A 16,193-nucleotide genomic window follows, 5' to 3' on the forward strand; every position below is an offset into this window, starting at 1 on the left:
GCGGTGCCTGATTCCTACAGTCTTGGCGAGCCGTCGCCACCACCATGGAGCCATCCAACAAACCCCTGGAGGCTATCCATGAATGCTCGACTCTTCATTGCTTGCGGTGCCGCTACGGCGGCCCTGGCGCTCGGTGGCTGCGCGACCGGCCCGAGCGGTCAACAGATCGGCACGGTCGGCGGCGCGGTGGTCGGCGGCGCGGTCGGCAATGCCGTGAGCGGCGGCAATGCCATCGGCACGGTGGGCGGTGCGGCCGCCGGCGCGTTGATCGGCAACGAAATCGGCAAGCGCAACGACTACAACCGCAACTACAACAACGGCTACTACAACCCGAACTACAACAACTACCCCGGCTACGGCCCGAGGTATTGACGCCCTAGCGGGCCTTTCGAAATCAAGGCCGGGCGGCGCTGGCGCGTGAGTTGCGCGCTCCGCGCCAAGCCCCGAAGATGGCGATGAGGCCCGGCACGATGATCAGTGCCCAGATGAATTTCTCAAGGTGCTGTTTCACGAACGGCAGGTTGCCGAAGAAATAACCCGCCGTCGCAATGCCCAGCACCCACAGCAACGCGCCGCCGACGTTGTAGGCGCTGAACTTGGCCCTGCTCATCGCAGCCACGCCGGCCACGAAGGGCGCGAAGGTGCGAATGAACGGCATGAAGCGCGCCAGCACGATGGTGATGCCGCCGTAGCGCTCATAAAACGCGTGCGCCTGGTCGAAGGCCCGCCGATTGAAAAAGCGCGACTGCTCCCACTGGAACACCTTCGGCCCCAGGTAGCGGCCGATCGTGTAGTTGCACTGGTCGCCCAGGATGGCGGCCGCAAGGAGCACGCCGCAGGCGATCGGGAAGCTCATCATTCCTGCGCCGCACAGCGCGCCCACGATGAATAGCAATGAATCGCCCGGCAGGAAGGGCATGACCACCACGCCGGTCTCGACGAAGACGATCAAGAAAAGCAAGGCGTAGACCCATGCGCCGTAGTTCACCACGAAGGCTTCGAGGTGCTTGTCGACGTTCAGGATGAAGTCGATGAGAAAGCTGACGATTTCCATGGCTGGGCATTATCCGGGCGACAGACGCCGCTCCTAGAATGCCCGTGTGAGCGCGCTCCCTACTCCCCCCCACATTGCCCCTGCTGCCCAGCGCCGGCCGATTCGCGAATTGCCCGATGAACTGGTCAGCCAGATTGCCGCCGGAGAGGTTGTCGAGCGGCCGGCATCCGTCGTGCGCGAGCTGGTCGACAACGCCCTGGATGCCGGGGCACGCCAGATCGTGGTGCGCCTGCTGGCCGGCGGCGTCCGGCTCATTTCCGTCGAAGACGATGGCCTGGGCATCGCTTCGGACGAATTGGCGCTGGCCTTGCGACGCCACGCCACCAGCAAGATCGCCAGCCTGGCAGAACTGGAAACCGTCGGCACGATGGGTTTTCGAGGCGAAGCCCTGGCGGCCATCCATTCCATTTCCGAGCTGACCCTGCATTCGCGCAGCAGCCAGGCGGCAGACGGCGGGGGCTGGTCGCTGGACGGCCGCTCGGGCGAGCTGCGGCCGGTCGCGCGCGGCGTCGGCACGACGGTCGAAGTGCGCGAGTTGTTCTTCGCCACCCCGGCGCGGCGCAAGTTCCTCAAGACCGACGCCACCGAACTGGCCCACTGCATCGAGGCGGTGCGCCGCCATGCGCTGGCCCGGCCCGAGGTGGGCTTTGCCATCTGGCATGAAGGCAAGCTGGTCGAACAGTGGCGCCCCGCTGCCTCGCTCGACGCGCGGCTGGCCGACACGCTGGGCGCGGACTTCATCGAACGCAGCGTGGCGGTCGATTCGGAAAGCCGCGCGGCCAACGGAAGCACCATCCGTGTGCGTGGCCGGGCCGGCATCCCGGACGCCGCCCGTGCGCGCGGCGACCAGCAGTTCTGCTACGTCAACGGCCGCTTCGTGCGCGACAAGGTGCTGATGCACGCGGCACGCAGCGCCTACGAAGACGTCCTGCATGGCCAGCGCCAACCGATCTACGCGCTTTACCTGGAAATCGACCCGGCGCGCGTGGACGTGAACGTGCACCCCACCAAGATCGAAGTGCGTTTTCGCGAAAGCCGCGAGGTGCACCAGGCCGTGCGCCATGCCATCGAAGATGCGCTGGCCGCCCCGCGCGCGGGGCAGGCAACGGGCGCGGTCGGTGACCAGGGCGATGCGGCCGTGCAGCCCGGCCAGCTTGGCGACGATCCAGGTGGATTGCCCAACGCGGCCCCGCCCTCGTGGCTCGGTGCTGGCAGCACGTCCTTCGCTCCGCCGCGCGCCTGGCCGCAGTCGCCCCTGCAGTTCGCCGCCGAACGCCGGCAGGGCTGGGGCGATGGGGATGCCATGTGGCCCACGCGGCCGGCACCGCTCGATTCGACGTCGAACCCGCCAATGCCGGATGCGCTGGCCCCACGAGGTCCGACCGACGCATCGCTTGCTCGCTTCGCGCCGACGCCTGCCCTGCCCGCCACGCCAGCCGGCCAACCGGATTGGCCACTGGGCCGCGCATTGGCGCAGCTGCAGGGCATCTACATCCTGGCGGAGAACGCGCAGGGGCTGGTCGTCGTCGACATGCATGCGGCGCACGAGCGCATCGTCTACGAGCGGCTCAAGAAGCAACTGGACGGCGCCGCCATCACCAGCCAACCCCTGCTCATCCCCGCCACGTTCGCCGCCACCCCCCAGGAAGTGGCCACCGCAGAAGCCTGCGCCGAGGTGCTGCCCACGCTGGGCCTGGAGATCACGCCCTTTTCCGCGCGCACCCTGGCGGTTCGCGCAGTGCCTGGCGCACTGGCCGATGGCGATCCGATCGAGCTCGCGCGCAGTGTGCTGGCCGAACTGGCCCAGCACGACGCCAGCACCGTGGTGCAGCGCGCCCAGAACGAGCTGCTCGGCACCATGGCCTGCCACGGGGCGGTCCGCGCCAACCGGCGCCTGACCCTGGAAGAAATGAACGCCCTGTTGCGCCAGATGGAAGAAACCGAGCGCTCGGACCAATGCAACCACGGGCGGCCCACCTGGCGCCAGCTGAGCATTCGCGAACTCGACGCCTTGTTCCTGCGCGGGCGCTGAAGCAGGTAGGGTCAAGCGAGCCCGGCCCGGCCCGCCCTTGTAAAGCCGTGCCGGTCTGGCACGCGCGTTGCATCGAATTTCCTGTCGCCGCGCCAGACTTTTGCCCTCCAAGCTAAGCTCGCGCCTCTCTCGGCCAACTGCACTGTCCGTTCCGAATGAAACGCTGGTCCTTCGTCGCGCTTGCCCTGCTGCTCGCTGGTGCACTGGCGGGTGGCTGCTCGACGCTCGACACCCACCAGCGCGAATGGATCTTCCAACCCAGCGACCGCAGTTGGGGCAACACCGCCGACTTGGCCTCGGGGATGGACGAAGTGTGGATCGACTACACGCCCCGCGGCGAGAGCGCGCAGGTGCGGCTGCACGGCTTGTGGCTGGGCGGCAAGGCACCGAGCTCGCCGCAGACGCCCGTCCTGCTTTACCTGCATGGCGCGCGCTACAACGTCGCCGGCTCGGCGCCGCGGATGCAGCGCATGCACGAGCTCGGGTTCGCCGTGCTGGCGGTGGACTACCGGGGCTTCGGCAAGAGCACCAAGGCGCTGCCCTCCGAGGATTCGGCGCGCGAGGACGCGATGGCCGCCTGGAAGTGGCTGGCCGAGCATCACCCCAAGCAGGCGCGCTACATCTTCGGCCACTCGCTGGGCGGTGCGATCGGCATCGACCTGGCCTCGCGCGTGGACGACGAGGCCGGCACCATCGTCGAAGGCACCTTCAGCTCCATCGCGGATGTGGTCAGCACGTTCAAGTGGGGCTGGCTGCCTTTCAAGCCGCTCATCACCCAGCCATTCGATTCGATGGCGCGCGTCAAGCAGATCGGCTCGCCGCTCCTGGTGGTGCACGGTTCGCTCGACAGCCTGATCCGACCCGAGCTGGGCCGCAAGCTCTACGACGCGGCCGCCTCGCCCAAGCTGTTCGTCCTGGTGCAGGGTGGATCGCACTTCAGCACCAACTCGGTGGGGCACGACCAATACCGGGCGGCACTGTCGCAGCTGTTCCGGATGAGCTCGCCGGATACGTTGGACGACCCGGCGCAGGCGGACGCATCGCCGGTCACGCCGCGGTCCTGAAAGCGCGGCTGGCCCATACGCGCCGTGCCCGTTGCGGCGACGGCCAGATCGCCTGGACCGATGGCCTCACGCCGCCGGGGCCGACGCCGCTTTGTTAACCTCGCCCGCATGTCTGCCCCTCCTTCGCTTGCCGCATCCTGGCTCGGCCTGACCGGCCCCACCGCCAGCGGCAAGACGGCAGCCGCGCTGGCGCTCGCGCGCGTGGTGCCGGTGGAGATCATCAGCGTCGATTCGGCCCTCGTCTATCGCGGCATGGACATCGGCACGGCCAAGCCCAACGCGCAGGAACTCGCGCAGGTGCCGCATCACCTCATCGATATCCGCGAGCCGACCCAGGCCTACAACGCCGGCGCATTCGTGCGCGACGCGACGCGCCTGATCGACCAGATCCGATCGCGCGGCCGACTGCCCTTGCTGGTGGGCGGCACCATGCTGTACTTCAACGCGCTGATCAACGGCATCGACGAGATGCCGCAGGCCACGCCCGAACTGCGCGAAAGCATCGAGCACGACGCCGCGCAACTGGGTTGGCCGGCCATGCACGCCCGGCTTGCCGAGGTGGACCCCATCACCGCCGCCCGTCTTTCGCTCAACGACAGCCAGCGCATCCAGCGCGCGCTGGAGGTCTGGCATGCCAGCGGACGCCCGCTGTCGAGCTTTCATGCACAGCGAAGCGACGCACCGCCTACGGTGGCGCCGCCGATGATCTCGCTGGAAGCGGCCGATCGCGCGTGGTTGCACGAGCGCATTGCACTGCGCTTCGACGCCATGCTGGCCAGCGGCTTCCTGGACGAAGTGCGGGCCCTGCGCGCTCGCGGTGACCTGGATGCGGGCATGCCTTCGATGCGCTGCGTCGGCTACCGGCAAGCCTGGGAAGCCCTGGACGGCACATGGCCGATGGCCGAATTGCGCGAGCGCGGCATCGCCGCCACCCGCCAGTTGGCCAAGCGCCAGATCACCTGGCTGCGATCCATGCCACAGCGGCATGTGGTCGAAGCAAGTTCACCCGATGCGCAGGACCAGGTGCTTGCGCAATCTCTCGCCTGGTTGCGCGAGGGTCGGGTGCAGGCGCCATGAAGGCGGGCGTGCGCGGCCTGTCGGTGCAAGCACTGGCCAAGCGCTATGGCGACGCCTCGGTGTTCCAGAACGTGTCGCTCGATGTGGCACCGGGCGAGTTCGTGGCCATCGTCGGCGAGTCGGGCGTGGGCAAGTCCACCCTGCTCAACTGCATGGCGGGGCTCGATCATTGGGACACCGGCCGCATCGTGCAAGACGGCACGGACCTGGGCAGCCTGGATGCGCAGCAGCGCGCCCTCTGGCGTCGACGCCATGTGGGCTTCGTGTTCCAGGCCTTTCATGTGCTGCCGCACCTGGACGTCGCGCAGAACGTGGCGCTGCCCCTGATGCTCCTGGGCCAGCGCGACGACGCGCGCGTGTCGGGCATGCTCGATGCCGTGGGTCTGGCCGGCACCGGCACACGGCTGCCGCAGCAGTTGAGTGGCGGCCAATTGCAGCGCGTGGCGATCGCGCGCGCCCTGGTGCACCGCCCCGCACTGCTGCTGGCGGATGAGCCCACCGGCAACCTCGATCCCGCGACCGCGGCCCGGGTGATGGAACTGCTGGCCAGCCAGACGCGGGAGCACGGCGCATCGCTGGTGCTGGTCACGCATTCCGAAGCAGCTGCCGCGCGCGCCGACCGCGTGCTGCACCTGCGCGCCGAGGGCATCGAAGGCGCCTGAGCGCCTTTTTTCGCACCATGAAGAAGGTCATCTGATGCTGGCCTTGCTGCGCACCTTCTCCTGGCGCGAATTGCGCCATCACCCCTGGCGCAGCAGCGCAGCGGTGATCGCGGTCATGCTGGGTGTGGCCTTGGCCTTCTCGGTGCAGCTCATCAACGCATCGGCGCTCGAGGAGTTTTCCAGTGCCGTTCGTTCGGTCAATGGGCAACCCGACCTGGAACTGAGGGCCGCCCAGGGCAGCTTCGACGAGCGCGTGTTCCCGCTGGTCGCCGGCGCGCCGCAGGTGGCATTGGCCAGCCCCGTTCTGGAAGCGCAAGTGCAGTGGCTGCAGGCGGACGGCAGCCGCGCCGGCCTACGGGTGATCGGCGTCGATGCCCTGGTGCTGCCAACGCTCGCGCCTTCGCTGATGCCCGTGCCCGCACCGGATGCGGATCGGCTGGCGGTGCTGTCGCCGAACCAGGCCTTTCTGAACCCGGCCGCGCAGGAACTTGCCGGCCCGCAGGCGCAACGCATCCGCATCGAAATCGGCGGCGAAGCACGCACGCTGCAGGTGGCCGGTCACGTCGCCGCCGGAGGCTCGCCGTTGGCCGTGATGGACATCGGCGCCGCCCAGGACCTGCTGGCGCGCCAGGGTCGACTGAGCCGCATCGACCTGCGCCTGCGGCCCGGTGCAGATCGCGCCGCGCTGGTCCGCGAGCTCGAGCAATCGCCGGCGTGGCCCAGCGGCATCCGGGTGGCCGAGCCGGGCGATGCCGCAGCGCGAGTGAGCAACCTGTCGCGCGCCTACCGCGTCAACCTGACGGTGCTGGCGCTGGTGGCCTTGTTCACCGGCGCCTTTCTGGTGTTCTCGGTGTTGTCGCTCAGCGTGGCCAAGAGGGCCCAGCAGTTCGCGCTGTTGGGTGTGTTGGGGCTCACGCCACGCGAGCGGCTGCGGCTGGTGATGCTGGAGTCCGGCGTGCTGGGCCTGATCGGCAGCCTGGCCGGACTGGCCTTCGGCACGGGCTTGGCGGCAGCGGCGCTGCGTCTGCTGGGCGGCGACTTGGGCGGCGGGTACTTTCCCGGCGTTCAGCCCACGCTGCGCTTCAGCCCGGTGGCAGCCGCCGCCTACGGCCTGCTCGGGCTGCTTGCGGCGTTGGTCGGGGGCTGGTGGCCGGCGCGCGCCGCGCAGGTCATGCCCGAAGCCCAGACGCTCAAGGGCCTTGGCGCGACGCAGGCGGCGTCCGGCTCGCGACGCTCGCGCTGGCTGGGAATCGGGCTCATGCTGGCCGGCGGCGTGCTGGCGCTCGCCCCGCCCGTGTTCGGCGTGCCGGTGGCCGCCTATCTCGCGGTGGGCTTGCTGCTGGTCGGCGGCATCGCCACGCTGCCGCTGCTCATCCAGGCGCTCTACGACCGTCTCGCGCCCTGGCTGGAGCCGCACCTGTTGCCCATGCTGGCGCTGGAACGCGCCCGCCGAATGCGCGGCACAGCGGCGGTGGCGGTGAGCGGCGTGGTCGCGAGCCTGAGCCTGGCCGTGGCACTGACGGTGATGGTCGCCAGCTTTCGCGACTCGGTGGCGCACTGGCTCGACGCCGTGCTGCCCGCACAGCTTTATCTGCGCGGCGCAGGCAGCGGCGCATCGACCGCGGGCGCGTTGGATGCCGCGGCCTTCGACCCGGCGTTCGTGCAGGCCGTCGGCGCGCTGCCCGGCGTGGCGCGCACGGCCACGCTGCGCACACGCTCGCTGCTGCTCGACAGCACGCGCCCGCCGGTGACCTTGATCGCACGTTCCATCTCCGGCGATGCTGCGAGCGAACTGCCGCTGGTCGGCGAGCTGAAGCCGGTGCCGGCCGGTGCCGTCGCCATCTATGTGAGCGAGGCGATGGTCGACCTCTATGGAGCCAGGCCGGGCCAGGTGTTCGAACCGCTGGCGCGAGTCTTCGAGATGCCGCAAGGACAGCGCGCGCCTTCCTTCTTCGTGGCCGGTGTCTGGCGCGACTACGTGCGGCAGTTCGGTGCCATCACGCTGAGTGCGCGGGACTTCGAGACGCTGACCGGAGAACGCGCGGTGAGCGACGTCGCCATCTGGCTGCGAGAGGGCGCAAGCGAAGAAGCCGTGCAATCCTCGCTGCGCGAACTCGCAGCGCGGCGCCTGGGCAGTGCGGAGGCTGTCGAGATCAATGCTGCAGGTGCGATCCGCGCCAACTCGCTGCGCATTTTCGATCGCAGCTTCGCCGTGACGTATTGGCTTCAGGCGGTAGCGATCGGCATCGGCCTGTTCGGCATTGCGGCGAGCTTCAGCGCGCAGGTGCTGGCGCGGCGGCGTGAATTCGGCTTGCTCACGCATCTGGGCTTCACGCGCGGGCAGGTGCTGGCCGTGGTGGCAGGCGAAGGCGCGGCCTGGACGGCCGTTGGTGCGCTGGCGGGACTCGCGCTCGGCCTGGCGGTGTCACTGGTGCTGGTGCACGTGGTGAACCCGCAGAGCTTTCATTGGACGATGGATCTCGCCGTGCCGTGGCTACGGCTGGCGCTGCTGTGCGCGGCGGTGATGGTGGCGGGCACGCTCACAGCCTGGCTGTCGGGTCGTGCGGCGGCCGGCCGCGATGCGGTGCTGGCCGTGAAAGAGGATTGGTAGCCGTCGCCCTGCGCCGTGCAAGCACCGCGCAGAGCGAGCCGCTCGCGAGTTCAGCTGGCTGCGGCCGTCTTCGGGGCCTTCTTGCTGGCCATGTGCTTCTTGCTGCTCTTCTTCGAGCTTTGCTTGCTCGACTTGGCCTTGGTGGAGTGGGCGCTGGTGGCGGGCTTGGCGGCGTCGGTCGTCGCTGCGAACGACGAACCGGCGGCCAGGGCAAATGCGGCAGCGATGAGGGAAAGGGCAATGCGCTTCATGGTATGAGATGTTGGAGTGAGGAAGCGACCCGTACAACGCGCACGAGTCACGATGTTTAACGCGGCCGAAGAAGCACGGATGACTGCCGCACCACTTTTCTTTTTTGCCCGCACGCTCGAATGCAAGCAAGGACAATCACAACGTGACTCGCAAGGAAAGCCCATTGAAAGCATCACCCGCCGATCTGCAGCGCCGACGGCTGCTCGCCTTCGCAGGTGCGACAGGACTGGTGGGTTGGGCGCCCCTGCCCGCGTGGGCGCAGACGATGCAAGGCCCGGTGTTTCCCCGCGACTTCGGCAGTCATCCGGAGTTCGCCACCGAGTGGTGGTACATCACCGGCAATGCGCGCACGTCGGCGGGCGCGGCGCGCGAGTTCGGTTTTCAACTGACCTTCTTCCGCTCGCGCGTGGCCGCCGCGCAGCCCATCCAGTCGGCCTTTGCCGCGCGCCAGTTGATCTTCGCGCATGCCGCGATCACCGATCTGCAAGGCCAGCGTCAAGTGCACGACCAGCGCATTGCGCGTGCCGGCATGGGCGTGGCTTTCGCCAGCGAGCAGGACACCGACGTGCAGTTGCGTGACTGGCGCCTGCGACGCGATGCCGCGAGCCGCCGCTACGAGGCTCGCCTGCCGGCGTCCGACTTCGGACTCTCTCTCAACTTCGCGCCCACGCAACCGGTCCTGTTGCAAGGCAAGGCCGGCCTTTCGCAAAAAGGGCCGGAGCCGCAGGCCTTCAGCCACTACTACAGCGAGCCGCAGCTGAGCGCCTCGGGGACGCTGCAGGTGCTCGGTCAGGAGTTCGCCGTTCAAGGCCGGGCCTGGCTGGACCATGAGTGGAGCGATGGCTACCTGCCCGATCGCGCCGTGGGCTGGGACTGGATCGGCATGAACCTCGACGACGGCAGTGCGTTGATGGCGTTCATCATGCGCGACCGCGACGGCAAGACCGTGTGGGCCGGCGGGAGCTTCCGCGATGCGGCTGGTGCAAGGCGCGTCTTTGCTGCAGACGAGGTCCATTTCGCCGCGGGTCGCGTCTGGCAAAGCGCGGCAACGCAGGCACGCTATCCGGTGGAGTGGACGGTGGGCACGCCGTCGGGGACCTTTGTCGTGCGCACGCTGCTCGACAACCAGGAACTCGACAGCCGCGGCTCCACCGGCACGGTGTATTGGGAAGGCCTGTGCGACCTTCTCGACACGCAGGGCCAACGCGTGGGCCGCGGCTACCTGGAAATGACGGGCTACGCGGCGCCCCTGAAGATGTAGAGCGCCCTCAGCGCGCGAGCATCCACCCACCGATCGCCGCGAACGCGACGACCACAACGGCCGACTGTCGGCCGATCGTCAACAAGCCGAGTGCGGCCACGGCCAGGGCGACATCGGACCACGAATGGATCGCGCTGGTCCACACCGGGTTGTACAGCGCGGCCGCCAGGATGCCGACCACCGCGGCATTGACCCCGGCCATCGCGCGCCGCACATCGTCCCGCTGTCTCAAGCCTTCCCAGAATGGCAACGCACCCGCCACGAGCAGGAAGCCAGGCAGGAAGATGGCCAGCAGCAGAACCAGTCCGCCCGTCCATCCACCCAACGGCGTCGTCATCGCCGCGCCGAGATAGGCCGCCAACGTGAACAGTGGCCCCGGCACTGCCTGGGCGGCGCCGTATCCGGCCAGGAAGGCATCGTTGCTCACCCAACCGTTGGGCACCACGCTGGCCTGTAGCAAAGGCAGCACCACATGGCCGCCGCCGAAGACGAGCGCGCCAGACCGGTACACGGCGGCCACGGCCGACAGCGCCGGCAGCTGCGCGACGGCGGCCAGGACCGGCAGCAGCGCGAGCAGGAGGAAAAATAGCAGCAGCAGGATCGCGCCGGTCTTCTTGCTGACGCCGTACTCGTGATGCCTGGGATGCGGTGCGTGCCGCAGTCGCAGCGCCCAGCGACCGACGATGGCGCCCGCGACGATCGCGGCCAGCTGCCCGAAGACCGAGGGCACGGCCGCCACCAGCAACGCGGCGGCGATTGCGATGCCCGCCCTCTGCCAATCGGGGCACAGCGAGCGCGCCATCGCGACGACGGCCTGTGCGACAACGGCGACCGCCGCGATCTTCAGCCCCTGCAGCACGCCAGATTGGGACAGCCCTGCCCATCGCGTGAAGCCGATCGCCAAGAGGATGAGCGCCACGGCGGAAGGCAATGTGAAGCCGGCCCAGGCACCCAACGCACCCAGCCAGCCCGCGCGGCCCAGTCCGATGGCCATGCCGACCTGGCTGCTGGCCGGCCCCGGAAGAAACTGGCAGAGCGCGACCAGGTCCGCGTACGACCTGTCATCGAGCCAGGCGCGACGCTCGACGAACTCCGCGCGAAAGTAGCCCAGGTGCGCGACCGGGCCACCGAAGGCAGTCAGCCCCATCTTCAGGAAGGCCACGAAGACCTCCAGGGCCGAATGCGATGCGGCAGGCCTTCGTGGCGAGGTGTTGGGCATGGCGCCCGAACGGCTTGCGGGCCTATCCGCCCCGCGCGCGCCGCCGGTCGAAAAAGGCGATCACCTCACCCATGATGCCGCGGCGGAAGGCCAGCACGCACACCACGAAGATCAGGCCCGTGACGATGGTGACGGACTCGCCCAGCGTGCGGAACCAGTCGACATGGCTCAGCGACGCCAGCAGGTCACCGAACTCGCCGACCTTGTTCTCCACCAGCACCACCACGGCAGAACCCACCAGCGGGCCCGACAAGGTGCCCAGGCCGCCCACCAGCGTCATCAGGATGACGTGGCCGGACGCGCTCCAGTGAACGTCCGACAAGGTGGCAAAGCCCAGCACCAGCGCCTTGAGCGAGCCAGCCAGACCCGAGATGGCGGCCGAGATGACAAAGGCCAACAGCTTGTAGCGATTGACCTCGTAGCCCAGCGAGATGGCGCGCGGCTCGTTCTCCTTGATGCCCTTGAGCACCTGGCCGAACGGCGAATGGATGGTGCGTGCGATGAGCAGGAAGGCGGCCACCACGATGACGATCGTCACGTAGTAGAGCGTCAGGTCGTCGCGCAGGCTGACGATGCCGAACAGCTTGCCTCTGGGCACGCCCTGCAAGCCATCTTCGCCGTGGGTGAAGGGCGCCTGCAGCGCGATGAAGTAGATCAGCTGCGCCAGCGCGAGCGTGATCATCGCGAAGTAGATGCCTTGCCGGCGTATGGCCAGCCATCCGAAAGCCAGGCCGAGCAAGGCGCCCACACCGGTGCCCAGGAGCAAACCCAGTTCCGGCGTGAAGCCCCATACCTTCATCGCGTGGCCGGCCGCGTAGGCCGCGCCGCCAAAGAAGGCCGCGTGCCCGAATGAAAGCAGGCCCGTATAGCCCAGCAGCAGGTTGAATGCCGATGCGAACAGTGCGAAGCAAAGCAGCTTCATCACGAACACGGGATAGAAGCCGATGAACGGTGCCACCAGCAACCCGGCCAGCAGCAGGAGATAGACGACGAGGGATATCTTCTTCATGGTCTTGCCTCGCTCACTTCTCGCTGCCGAACAGGCCGGCGGGGCGCAGCAACAGCACCACGACCATGATCAGGAAGACGACGGTGGACGACGCTTCGGGATAGAACACCTTGGTCAACCCCTCGATCAGGCCCAGTCCCAGGCCGGTCAGGATGGCGCCCATGATGGAGCCCATGCCCCCGATCACCACCACGGCGAAGACGACGATGATCAGGTTCTGCCCCATCAGCGGCGAGACCTGAATGACGGGCGCCGCCAGCACGCCGGCAAAGGCCGCAAGCGCCACGCCGAAGCCGTAGGTGAGCGTGACCATCAGCGGAACGTTCACGCCGAAGGCCTCGACCAGGCGCGGGTTTTCGGTGCCTGCACGAAGGTAGGCGCCCAGGCGGGTCTTCTCGATGGCCCACCAGGTGGCAAAGCACACCACGAGCGAAGCCACCACCACCCATGCGCGGTAGTTGGGCAGGAACATGAAGCCCAGGTTGGTGGCGCCACGCAACTGCTCCGGCGCGCTGTAGGCAAGGCCCGAGACGCCGTAGATCGAACGGAAGCCGCCCTCCAGCAAGAGCGTGATGCCCAGCGTGAGCAACAGGCCGTAGAGATGGTCGAGCTTGTAGATCCAGCGCAGCAGCGATCGCTCGACCACCATGCCGAACAGGCCGATCAGGATCGGTGCCGCAATCAGCATCACCCAGTAGTTGATGCCGAAATAGGTGGCGGCCATCCACGTGGCGATGGCGCCCATCATGAAGAACGCGCCGTGCGCGAAATTGATGACGTTGAGCAGGCCGAAGATCACCGCCAGCCCAAGGCTGAGGATCGCGTAGAACGACCCGTTGACCAGCCCCAGCAGGAGCTGGCTGAGCAGAGCGGGCATTGAAATGGTCATGAGAGCGAAGCGGTGTCAGTCGTAAGGCACGTTGGATCGAAGCACCGCGGCCAGGCCCCGAGGGCCCTGGCCGCGGCGCGGCTGGTCAGGCAGATGCCGCCTGCCCGGTCATTTCCACAGGGCGCACTTGGTTTCGGCCTTGGTGGTGTAGACCTCGTCGCCCTTGATGGTCTTGACCACCTTCAGCAGATCCCACGGGCCCTTGGATTCGCTCGGCTTCTTGGCCTCGACCAGCAGCATGTCGTGCACCATGCGGCCGTCGGGGCGGATGACGCCCTTGGCATAGAAGTCGTTGATCGGCGTCTTCTTGAGCTGCTCCATCACCTTGTCGGCATCGGTCGTGCCGGCCGCCTTGACGGCGTTCAGGTAGGCCATGGTGGCGGAGTAGTCCGCGGCCTGGATGTCGCTCGGCTTGTTGCCCGTCTTGGCTTCGTAGCGCGTGGCCCACTTGCGAGTCTCGTCGTTGTAGTCCCAGTACCAGCTGGTCGTGTGCAGCAGGCCCTGCGTGGCTTGCAGGCCCAGGCTCTTCACGTCGGTCAGGAACACCAGCAGGCCGGCCAGCTTCATGGTCTTGTCGATGCCGAATTCCTTGGCGGCCTTGATCGAGTTGACGGTGTCGCCGCCCGCGTTGGCCAAGCCCAGCACCTGTGCGCCCGAGCTTTGCGCCTGCAGCAGGAACGAAGAGAAGTCCGACGCGTTGAGCGGCGCGCGCACCGCGCCCTTGACCTCGCCGCCCTTGGCCTTCACGACCTTGGTGGTGTCAGCTTCCAGCGCGTGGCCGAAGGCATAGTCGGCCGTCAGGAAGAACCAGCTCTTGCCGCCGGTGTCGACCACCGCGCCGCCCGTGCCCTTGGCCAGGGCCACCGTGTCGTAGGCATAGTGAACGATGTAGGGGCTGCACTGTTCGTTGGTGAGCGCCGATGTCGCGGTGCCGTTGGTCATGAACACGCGCTTCTTCTCGGTCGCCACCTTGGCCACCGCGAGGCCCACGCCCGAGTTGGTGCCGTGGAAGATCATGGTGGCGCCGGCGGTGTCGATCCACTCGCGCGCCTTGGAGGCACCGATGTCGGCCTTGTTCTGGTGATCGGCCGTGAGCAGCTCGATGGGCTGGCCCAGTGCCTTGCCGCCGAAGTCGTCGATGGCCATCTGGATGGCGGCGGCGCCACCCTTGCCTTCCAGGTCGGCGTAGAGGCCGGACATGTCGGTCTCGAAGCCGATCACGACCTTCTGCTGTTGTGCCTGTACGGCATGGCTGGCCAGGCCCGCGATACCGAGCACCAGGACCAGAGCTTTCAGATTGCGCTTCATGGAGTGTCTCCTTGGGTGGTTTTCAAAGCTGTTGAAGGGTTGGGGAAACGGGGAGCGAACAGCGCCCCGCGGCGAAATCTTTGCATTCGGTCGGTGCTAGACGCCCAGCAGTTCGCCCAGCACCGGCATCTTCGAATCCAACTCCTTGGCTCCGAACGCTTCGACGATGCGGCCGTGCTCCATGACGTAGAAGCGGTCGGCCAGCGGCGCGGCGAAGCGGAAGTTCTGCTCCACCATCACGATCGTGTAGCCCTTGGCACGCAGCGTGTGGATCATGCGGGCCAGCGCCTGCACGATCACCGGCGCCAGGCCTTCGGAGATCTCGTCGAGCAAAAGCAGCCGCGCGCCCGTGCGCAGGATCCGCGCCACCGCGAGCATCTGCTGCTCCCCGCCGGAAAGGCGCGTGCCCGGGCTGTGGCGCCGCTCTTCGAGGTTGGGGAACATCTCGTAGATCTCCGCCACCGACATGCCCTGCCCCGCTCCCTTGAGGGCCGGCGGCAACAACAGGTTTTCCTCGGCCGACAGGCTGGCGAAGATGCCGCGCTCCTCGGGGCAGTAGCCCACACCCTGGTGCGCGATGCGGTGCGTGGGCATGCCGATCGTTTCCACGCCGTTGATGAGGATGTGGCCCTTGCGGCTGCCGGTCAGTCCCAGGATCGCACGCAGCGTGCTGGTGCGGCCTGCGCCGTTGCGGCCGAGCAGCGTGACGACCTCGCCAGGCTGCACCACCATGTCCACGCCATGCAGCACATGCGATTCGCCGTACCAGGCATGCAGGTCTCGGATTTCGAGGGCGGGAGTGCCTGCCATGTCAGTGCGCCCCCTCGAGCTGGCCTTCGGTGGTGCCCATGTAGGCCTCCATCACCTCGGGGTTGGATGAGACCTGCGCGTAGCTGCCTTCGGCCAGCACGGCGCCGCGCTGAAGCACGGTGATGGTGTCGGCAATGTCTGCCACGACGTTCATGTTGTGCTCCACCATCAGGATGGTGCGACCGGCGGACACGCGCTTGATCAGCTCGGCCACGCGATGCACGTCCTCATGGCCCATGCCCTGGGTCGGCTCGTCCAGCAGCATGAGCTCGGGCTCCATGGCGAGCGTGGTGGCAATCTCCAGCGCACGCTTGCGTCCATAGGGCAGGTTGACCGTCAGTTCCTGTGCGGCGTCATCCAGGCCCACCTGTGCCAGCAGGTCGAGCGCACGCTGGTTGAGCGGCTCCAGCGTTTTCTCGCTCTTCCAGAAATGCATCGAGGTGCCCAGACGGCGCTGCAGCCCCAGGCGCACGTTCTCCATCACCGTCAGGTGAGGGAACACGGCCGAGATCTGGAACGAGCGGATGATGCCGCGCCGCGCGATCTGCGCCGGTCGCTCGCTGGTGATGTCCTGCCCGTTGAAGAAGATGCTGCCCGCCGAAGGCACCAGGAACTTGGTCAGCAGGTTGAAGCAGGTGGTCTTGCCGGCGCCGTTGGGGCCGATCAGGGCATGGATCGCTCCGCGCTGCACCTTGAGATCGACATTGCTGACAGCGGTGAAGCCCTTGAACTCCTTGGTGAGCTGGCGCGTCTCGAGAATGATGTCGCTCATCTCGCTGGGGCGCCTGAAGGAAAAGAAGTTGGACGTGGGTTCATGCGATTCGACCGGGCGCAGAGGGCGCGAGGTCGAGTCGCATTGTTGTGGCGTCTTGTTGCAATTTCCTACTGGGGCAAATGCGGATGCTGCGCTGCACCCATCGCATGGTCCATGCCGCACACGGCGCG

Annotated in this window: 15 protein-coding genes; 7 read left to right on the top strand and 8 right to left on the bottom strand. The window is 67.6% G+C overall.

What is annotated here, in order from left to right; all coding sequences use genetic code 11:
* The first annotated feature begins 78 nt into the window (after window positions 1-78).
* Window positions 79-372: a glycine zipper 2TM domain-containing protein gene (locus QTH91_RS18015; RefSeq protein WP_286661464.1), complete on the top strand. Its 294-nt coding sequence runs from the start codon at window positions 79-81 to the stop codon at window positions 370-372.
* Window positions 373-394: 22 nt separating this feature from the next.
* Here QTH91_RS18015 and QTH91_RS18020 read toward each other — a convergent pair whose 3' ends face one another.
* On the bottom strand, window positions 395-1,054 hold the full coding sequence (locus tag QTH91_RS18020; RefSeq protein ID WP_286661465.1) for a DedA family protein: 660 nt from the start codon (window positions 1,052-1,054) through the stop codon (window positions 395-397).
* A gap of 46 nt (window positions 1,055-1,100) precedes the next feature.
* Between QTH91_RS18020 and mutL the strand changes: the two genes are divergently transcribed.
* From mutL to QTH91_RS18045, 5 genes are all read left to right on the top strand, one after another.
* Window positions 1,101-3,086 (top strand): DNA mismatch repair endonuclease MutL, encoded by a 1,986-nt coding sequence (mutL, locus tag QTH91_RS18025; protein WP_286661466.1) that lies wholly within the window; start codon window positions 1,101-1,103, stop codon window positions 3,084-3,086.
* Window positions 3,087-3,241: 155 nt separating this feature from the next.
* A complete protein-coding gene (locus QTH91_RS18030; RefSeq protein ID WP_286661467.1) occupies window positions 3,242-4,150 on the top strand; it encodes an alpha/beta hydrolase in 909 nt (302 codons plus the stop codon).
* A 108-nt stretch (window positions 4,151-4,258) separates the two neighbouring features.
* Entirely contained in the window at window positions 4,259-5,227 is a 969-nt protein-coding gene (miaA, locus tag QTH91_RS18035) for a tRNA (adenosine(37)-N6)-dimethylallyltransferase MiaA (protein WP_286661468.1), read from the top strand.
* A complete protein-coding gene (locus QTH91_RS18040; protein WP_286661469.1) occupies window positions 5,224-5,889 on the top strand; it encodes an ABC transporter ATP-binding protein in 666 nt (221 codons plus the stop codon). The genes miaA and QTH91_RS18040 overlap by 4 nt, the downstream gene beginning before the upstream one ends.
* Before the next feature lie 34 nt (window positions 5,890-5,923).
* Window positions 5,924-8,500 carry an ABC transporter permease gene (locus QTH91_RS18045; RefSeq protein ID WP_286661470.1) on the top strand — a complete coding sequence of 859 codons (2,577 nt, stop codon included), beginning with the start codon at window positions 5,924-5,926 and terminating at the stop codon, window positions 8,498-8,500.
* Window positions 8,501-8,550: 50 nt separating this feature from the next.
* On the opposite strand, the gene QTH91_RS18050 is transcribed toward QTH91_RS18045, so the two are convergent.
* Window positions 8,551-8,751, bottom strand: coding sequence for a hypothetical protein (locus QTH91_RS18050; protein ID WP_286661471.1), 201 nt, complete (start codon window positions 8,749-8,751; stop codon window positions 8,551-8,553).
* A 164-nt stretch (window positions 8,752-8,915) separates the two neighbouring features.
* On the opposite strand from QTH91_RS18050, the gene QTH91_RS18055 reads away from it, so the two are divergent.
* A complete protein-coding gene (locus QTH91_RS18055; RefSeq protein WP_390367250.1) occupies window positions 8,916-10,013 on the top strand; it encodes a lipocalin-like domain-containing protein in 1,098 nt (365 codons plus the stop codon).
* 7 nt (window positions 10,014-10,020) lie between these two features.
* Here QTH91_RS18055 and chrA read toward each other — a convergent pair whose 3' ends face one another.
* From chrA to QTH91_RS18085, 6 genes are all read right to left on the bottom strand, one after another.
* Window positions 10,021-11,232: a chromate efflux transporter gene (chrA, locus tag QTH91_RS18060; RefSeq protein ID WP_286661472.1), complete on the bottom strand. Its 1,212-nt coding sequence runs from the start codon at window positions 11,230-11,232 to the stop codon at window positions 10,021-10,023.
* 22 nt (window positions 11,233-11,254) lie between these two features.
* A complete protein-coding gene (locus QTH91_RS18065; RefSeq protein WP_286661473.1) occupies window positions 11,255-12,241 on the bottom strand; it encodes a branched-chain amino acid ABC transporter permease in 987 nt (328 codons plus the stop codon).
* Window positions 12,242-12,254: 13 nt separating this feature from the next.
* Window positions 12,255-13,130: a branched-chain amino acid ABC transporter permease gene (locus QTH91_RS18070; protein ID WP_286661474.1), complete on the bottom strand. Its 876-nt coding sequence runs from the start codon at window positions 13,128-13,130 to the stop codon at window positions 12,255-12,257.
* Window positions 13,131-13,238: 108 nt separating this feature from the next.
* Entirely contained in the window at window positions 13,239-14,438 is a 1,200-nt protein-coding gene (locus tag QTH91_RS18075; protein WP_286661475.1) for an ABC transporter substrate-binding protein, read from the bottom strand.
* Between the two features lie 96 nt (window positions 14,439-14,534).
* The gene (locus QTH91_RS18080) at window positions 14,535-15,248 is read right to left on the bottom strand and encodes an ABC transporter ATP-binding protein (protein ID WP_286661476.1); all 714 of its coding nucleotides are present in this window, start codon (window positions 15,246-15,248) and stop codon (window positions 14,535-14,537) included.
* A gap of 1 nt (window position 15,249) precedes the next feature.
* A complete protein-coding gene (locus tag QTH91_RS18085) occupies window positions 15,250-16,020 on the bottom strand; it encodes an ABC transporter ATP-binding protein (RefSeq protein ID WP_286661477.1) in 771 nt (256 codons plus the stop codon).
* Window positions 16,021-16,193 lie beyond the last annotated feature (173 nt).

Source organism: Variovorax dokdonensis, assembly GCF_030316895.1.
In the GTDB taxonomy this organism is placed as follows: domain Bacteria; phylum Pseudomonadota; class Gammaproteobacteria; order Burkholderiales; family Burkholderiaceae_C; genus Variovorax; species Variovorax dokdonensis.

What these genes read in the sequence shown, in the direction of transcription:
- QTH91_RS18050 (WP_286661471.1), bottom strand. Translation starts at nt 8,751, where the DNA reads ATGAAGCGCATTGCCCTTTCCCTCATCGCTGCCGCATTTGCCCTGGCC.
- QTH91_RS18080 (WP_286661476.1), bottom strand. Translation starts at nt 15,248, where the DNA reads ATGGCAGGCACTCCCGCCCTCGAAATCCGAGACCTGCATGCCTGGTAC.
- QTH91_RS18065 (WP_286661473.1), bottom strand. Translation starts at nt 12,241, where the DNA reads ATGAAGAAGATATCCCTCGTCGTCTATCTCCTGCTGCTGGCCGGGTTG.
- QTH91_RS18045 (WP_286661470.1), top strand. Translation starts at nt 5,924, where the DNA reads ATGCTGGCCTTGCTGCGCACCTTCTCCTGGCGCGAATTGCGCCATCAC.
- QTH91_RS18070 (WP_286661474.1), bottom strand. Translation starts at nt 13,130, where the DNA reads ATGACCATTTCAATGCCCGCTCTGCTCAGCCAGCTCCTGCTGGGGCTG.
- QTH91_RS18075 (WP_286661475.1), bottom strand. Translation starts at nt 14,438, where the DNA reads ATGAAGCGCAATCTGAAAGCTCTGGTCCTGGTGCTCGGTATCGCGGGC.
- chrA (WP_286661472.1), bottom strand. Translation starts at nt 11,232, where the DNA reads ATGCCCAACACCTCGCCACGAAGGCCTGCCGCATCGCATTCGGCCCTG.
- QTH91_RS18040 (WP_286661469.1), top strand. Translation starts at nt 5,224, where the DNA reads ATGAAGGCGGGCGTGCGCGGCCTGTCGGTGCAAGCACTGGCCAAGCGC.
- QTH91_RS18015 (WP_286661464.1), top strand. Translation starts at nt 79, where the DNA reads ATGAATGCTCGACTCTTCATTGCTTGCGGTGCCGCTACGGCGGCCCTG.
- QTH91_RS18030 (WP_286661467.1), top strand. Translation starts at nt 3,242, where the DNA reads ATGAAACGCTGGTCCTTCGTCGCGCTTGCCCTGCTGCTCGCTGGTGCA.
- QTH91_RS18085 (WP_286661477.1), bottom strand. Translation starts at nt 16,020, where the DNA reads ATGAGCGACATCATTCTCGAGACGCGCCAGCTCACCAAGGAGTTCAAG.
- miaA (WP_286661468.1), top strand. Translation starts at nt 4,259, where the DNA reads ATGTCTGCCCCTCCTTCGCTTGCCGCATCCTGGCTCGGCCTGACCGGC.
- QTH91_RS18020 (WP_286661465.1), bottom strand. Translation starts at nt 1,054, where the DNA reads ATGGAAATCGTCAGCTTTCTCATCGACTTCATCCTGAACGTCGACAAG.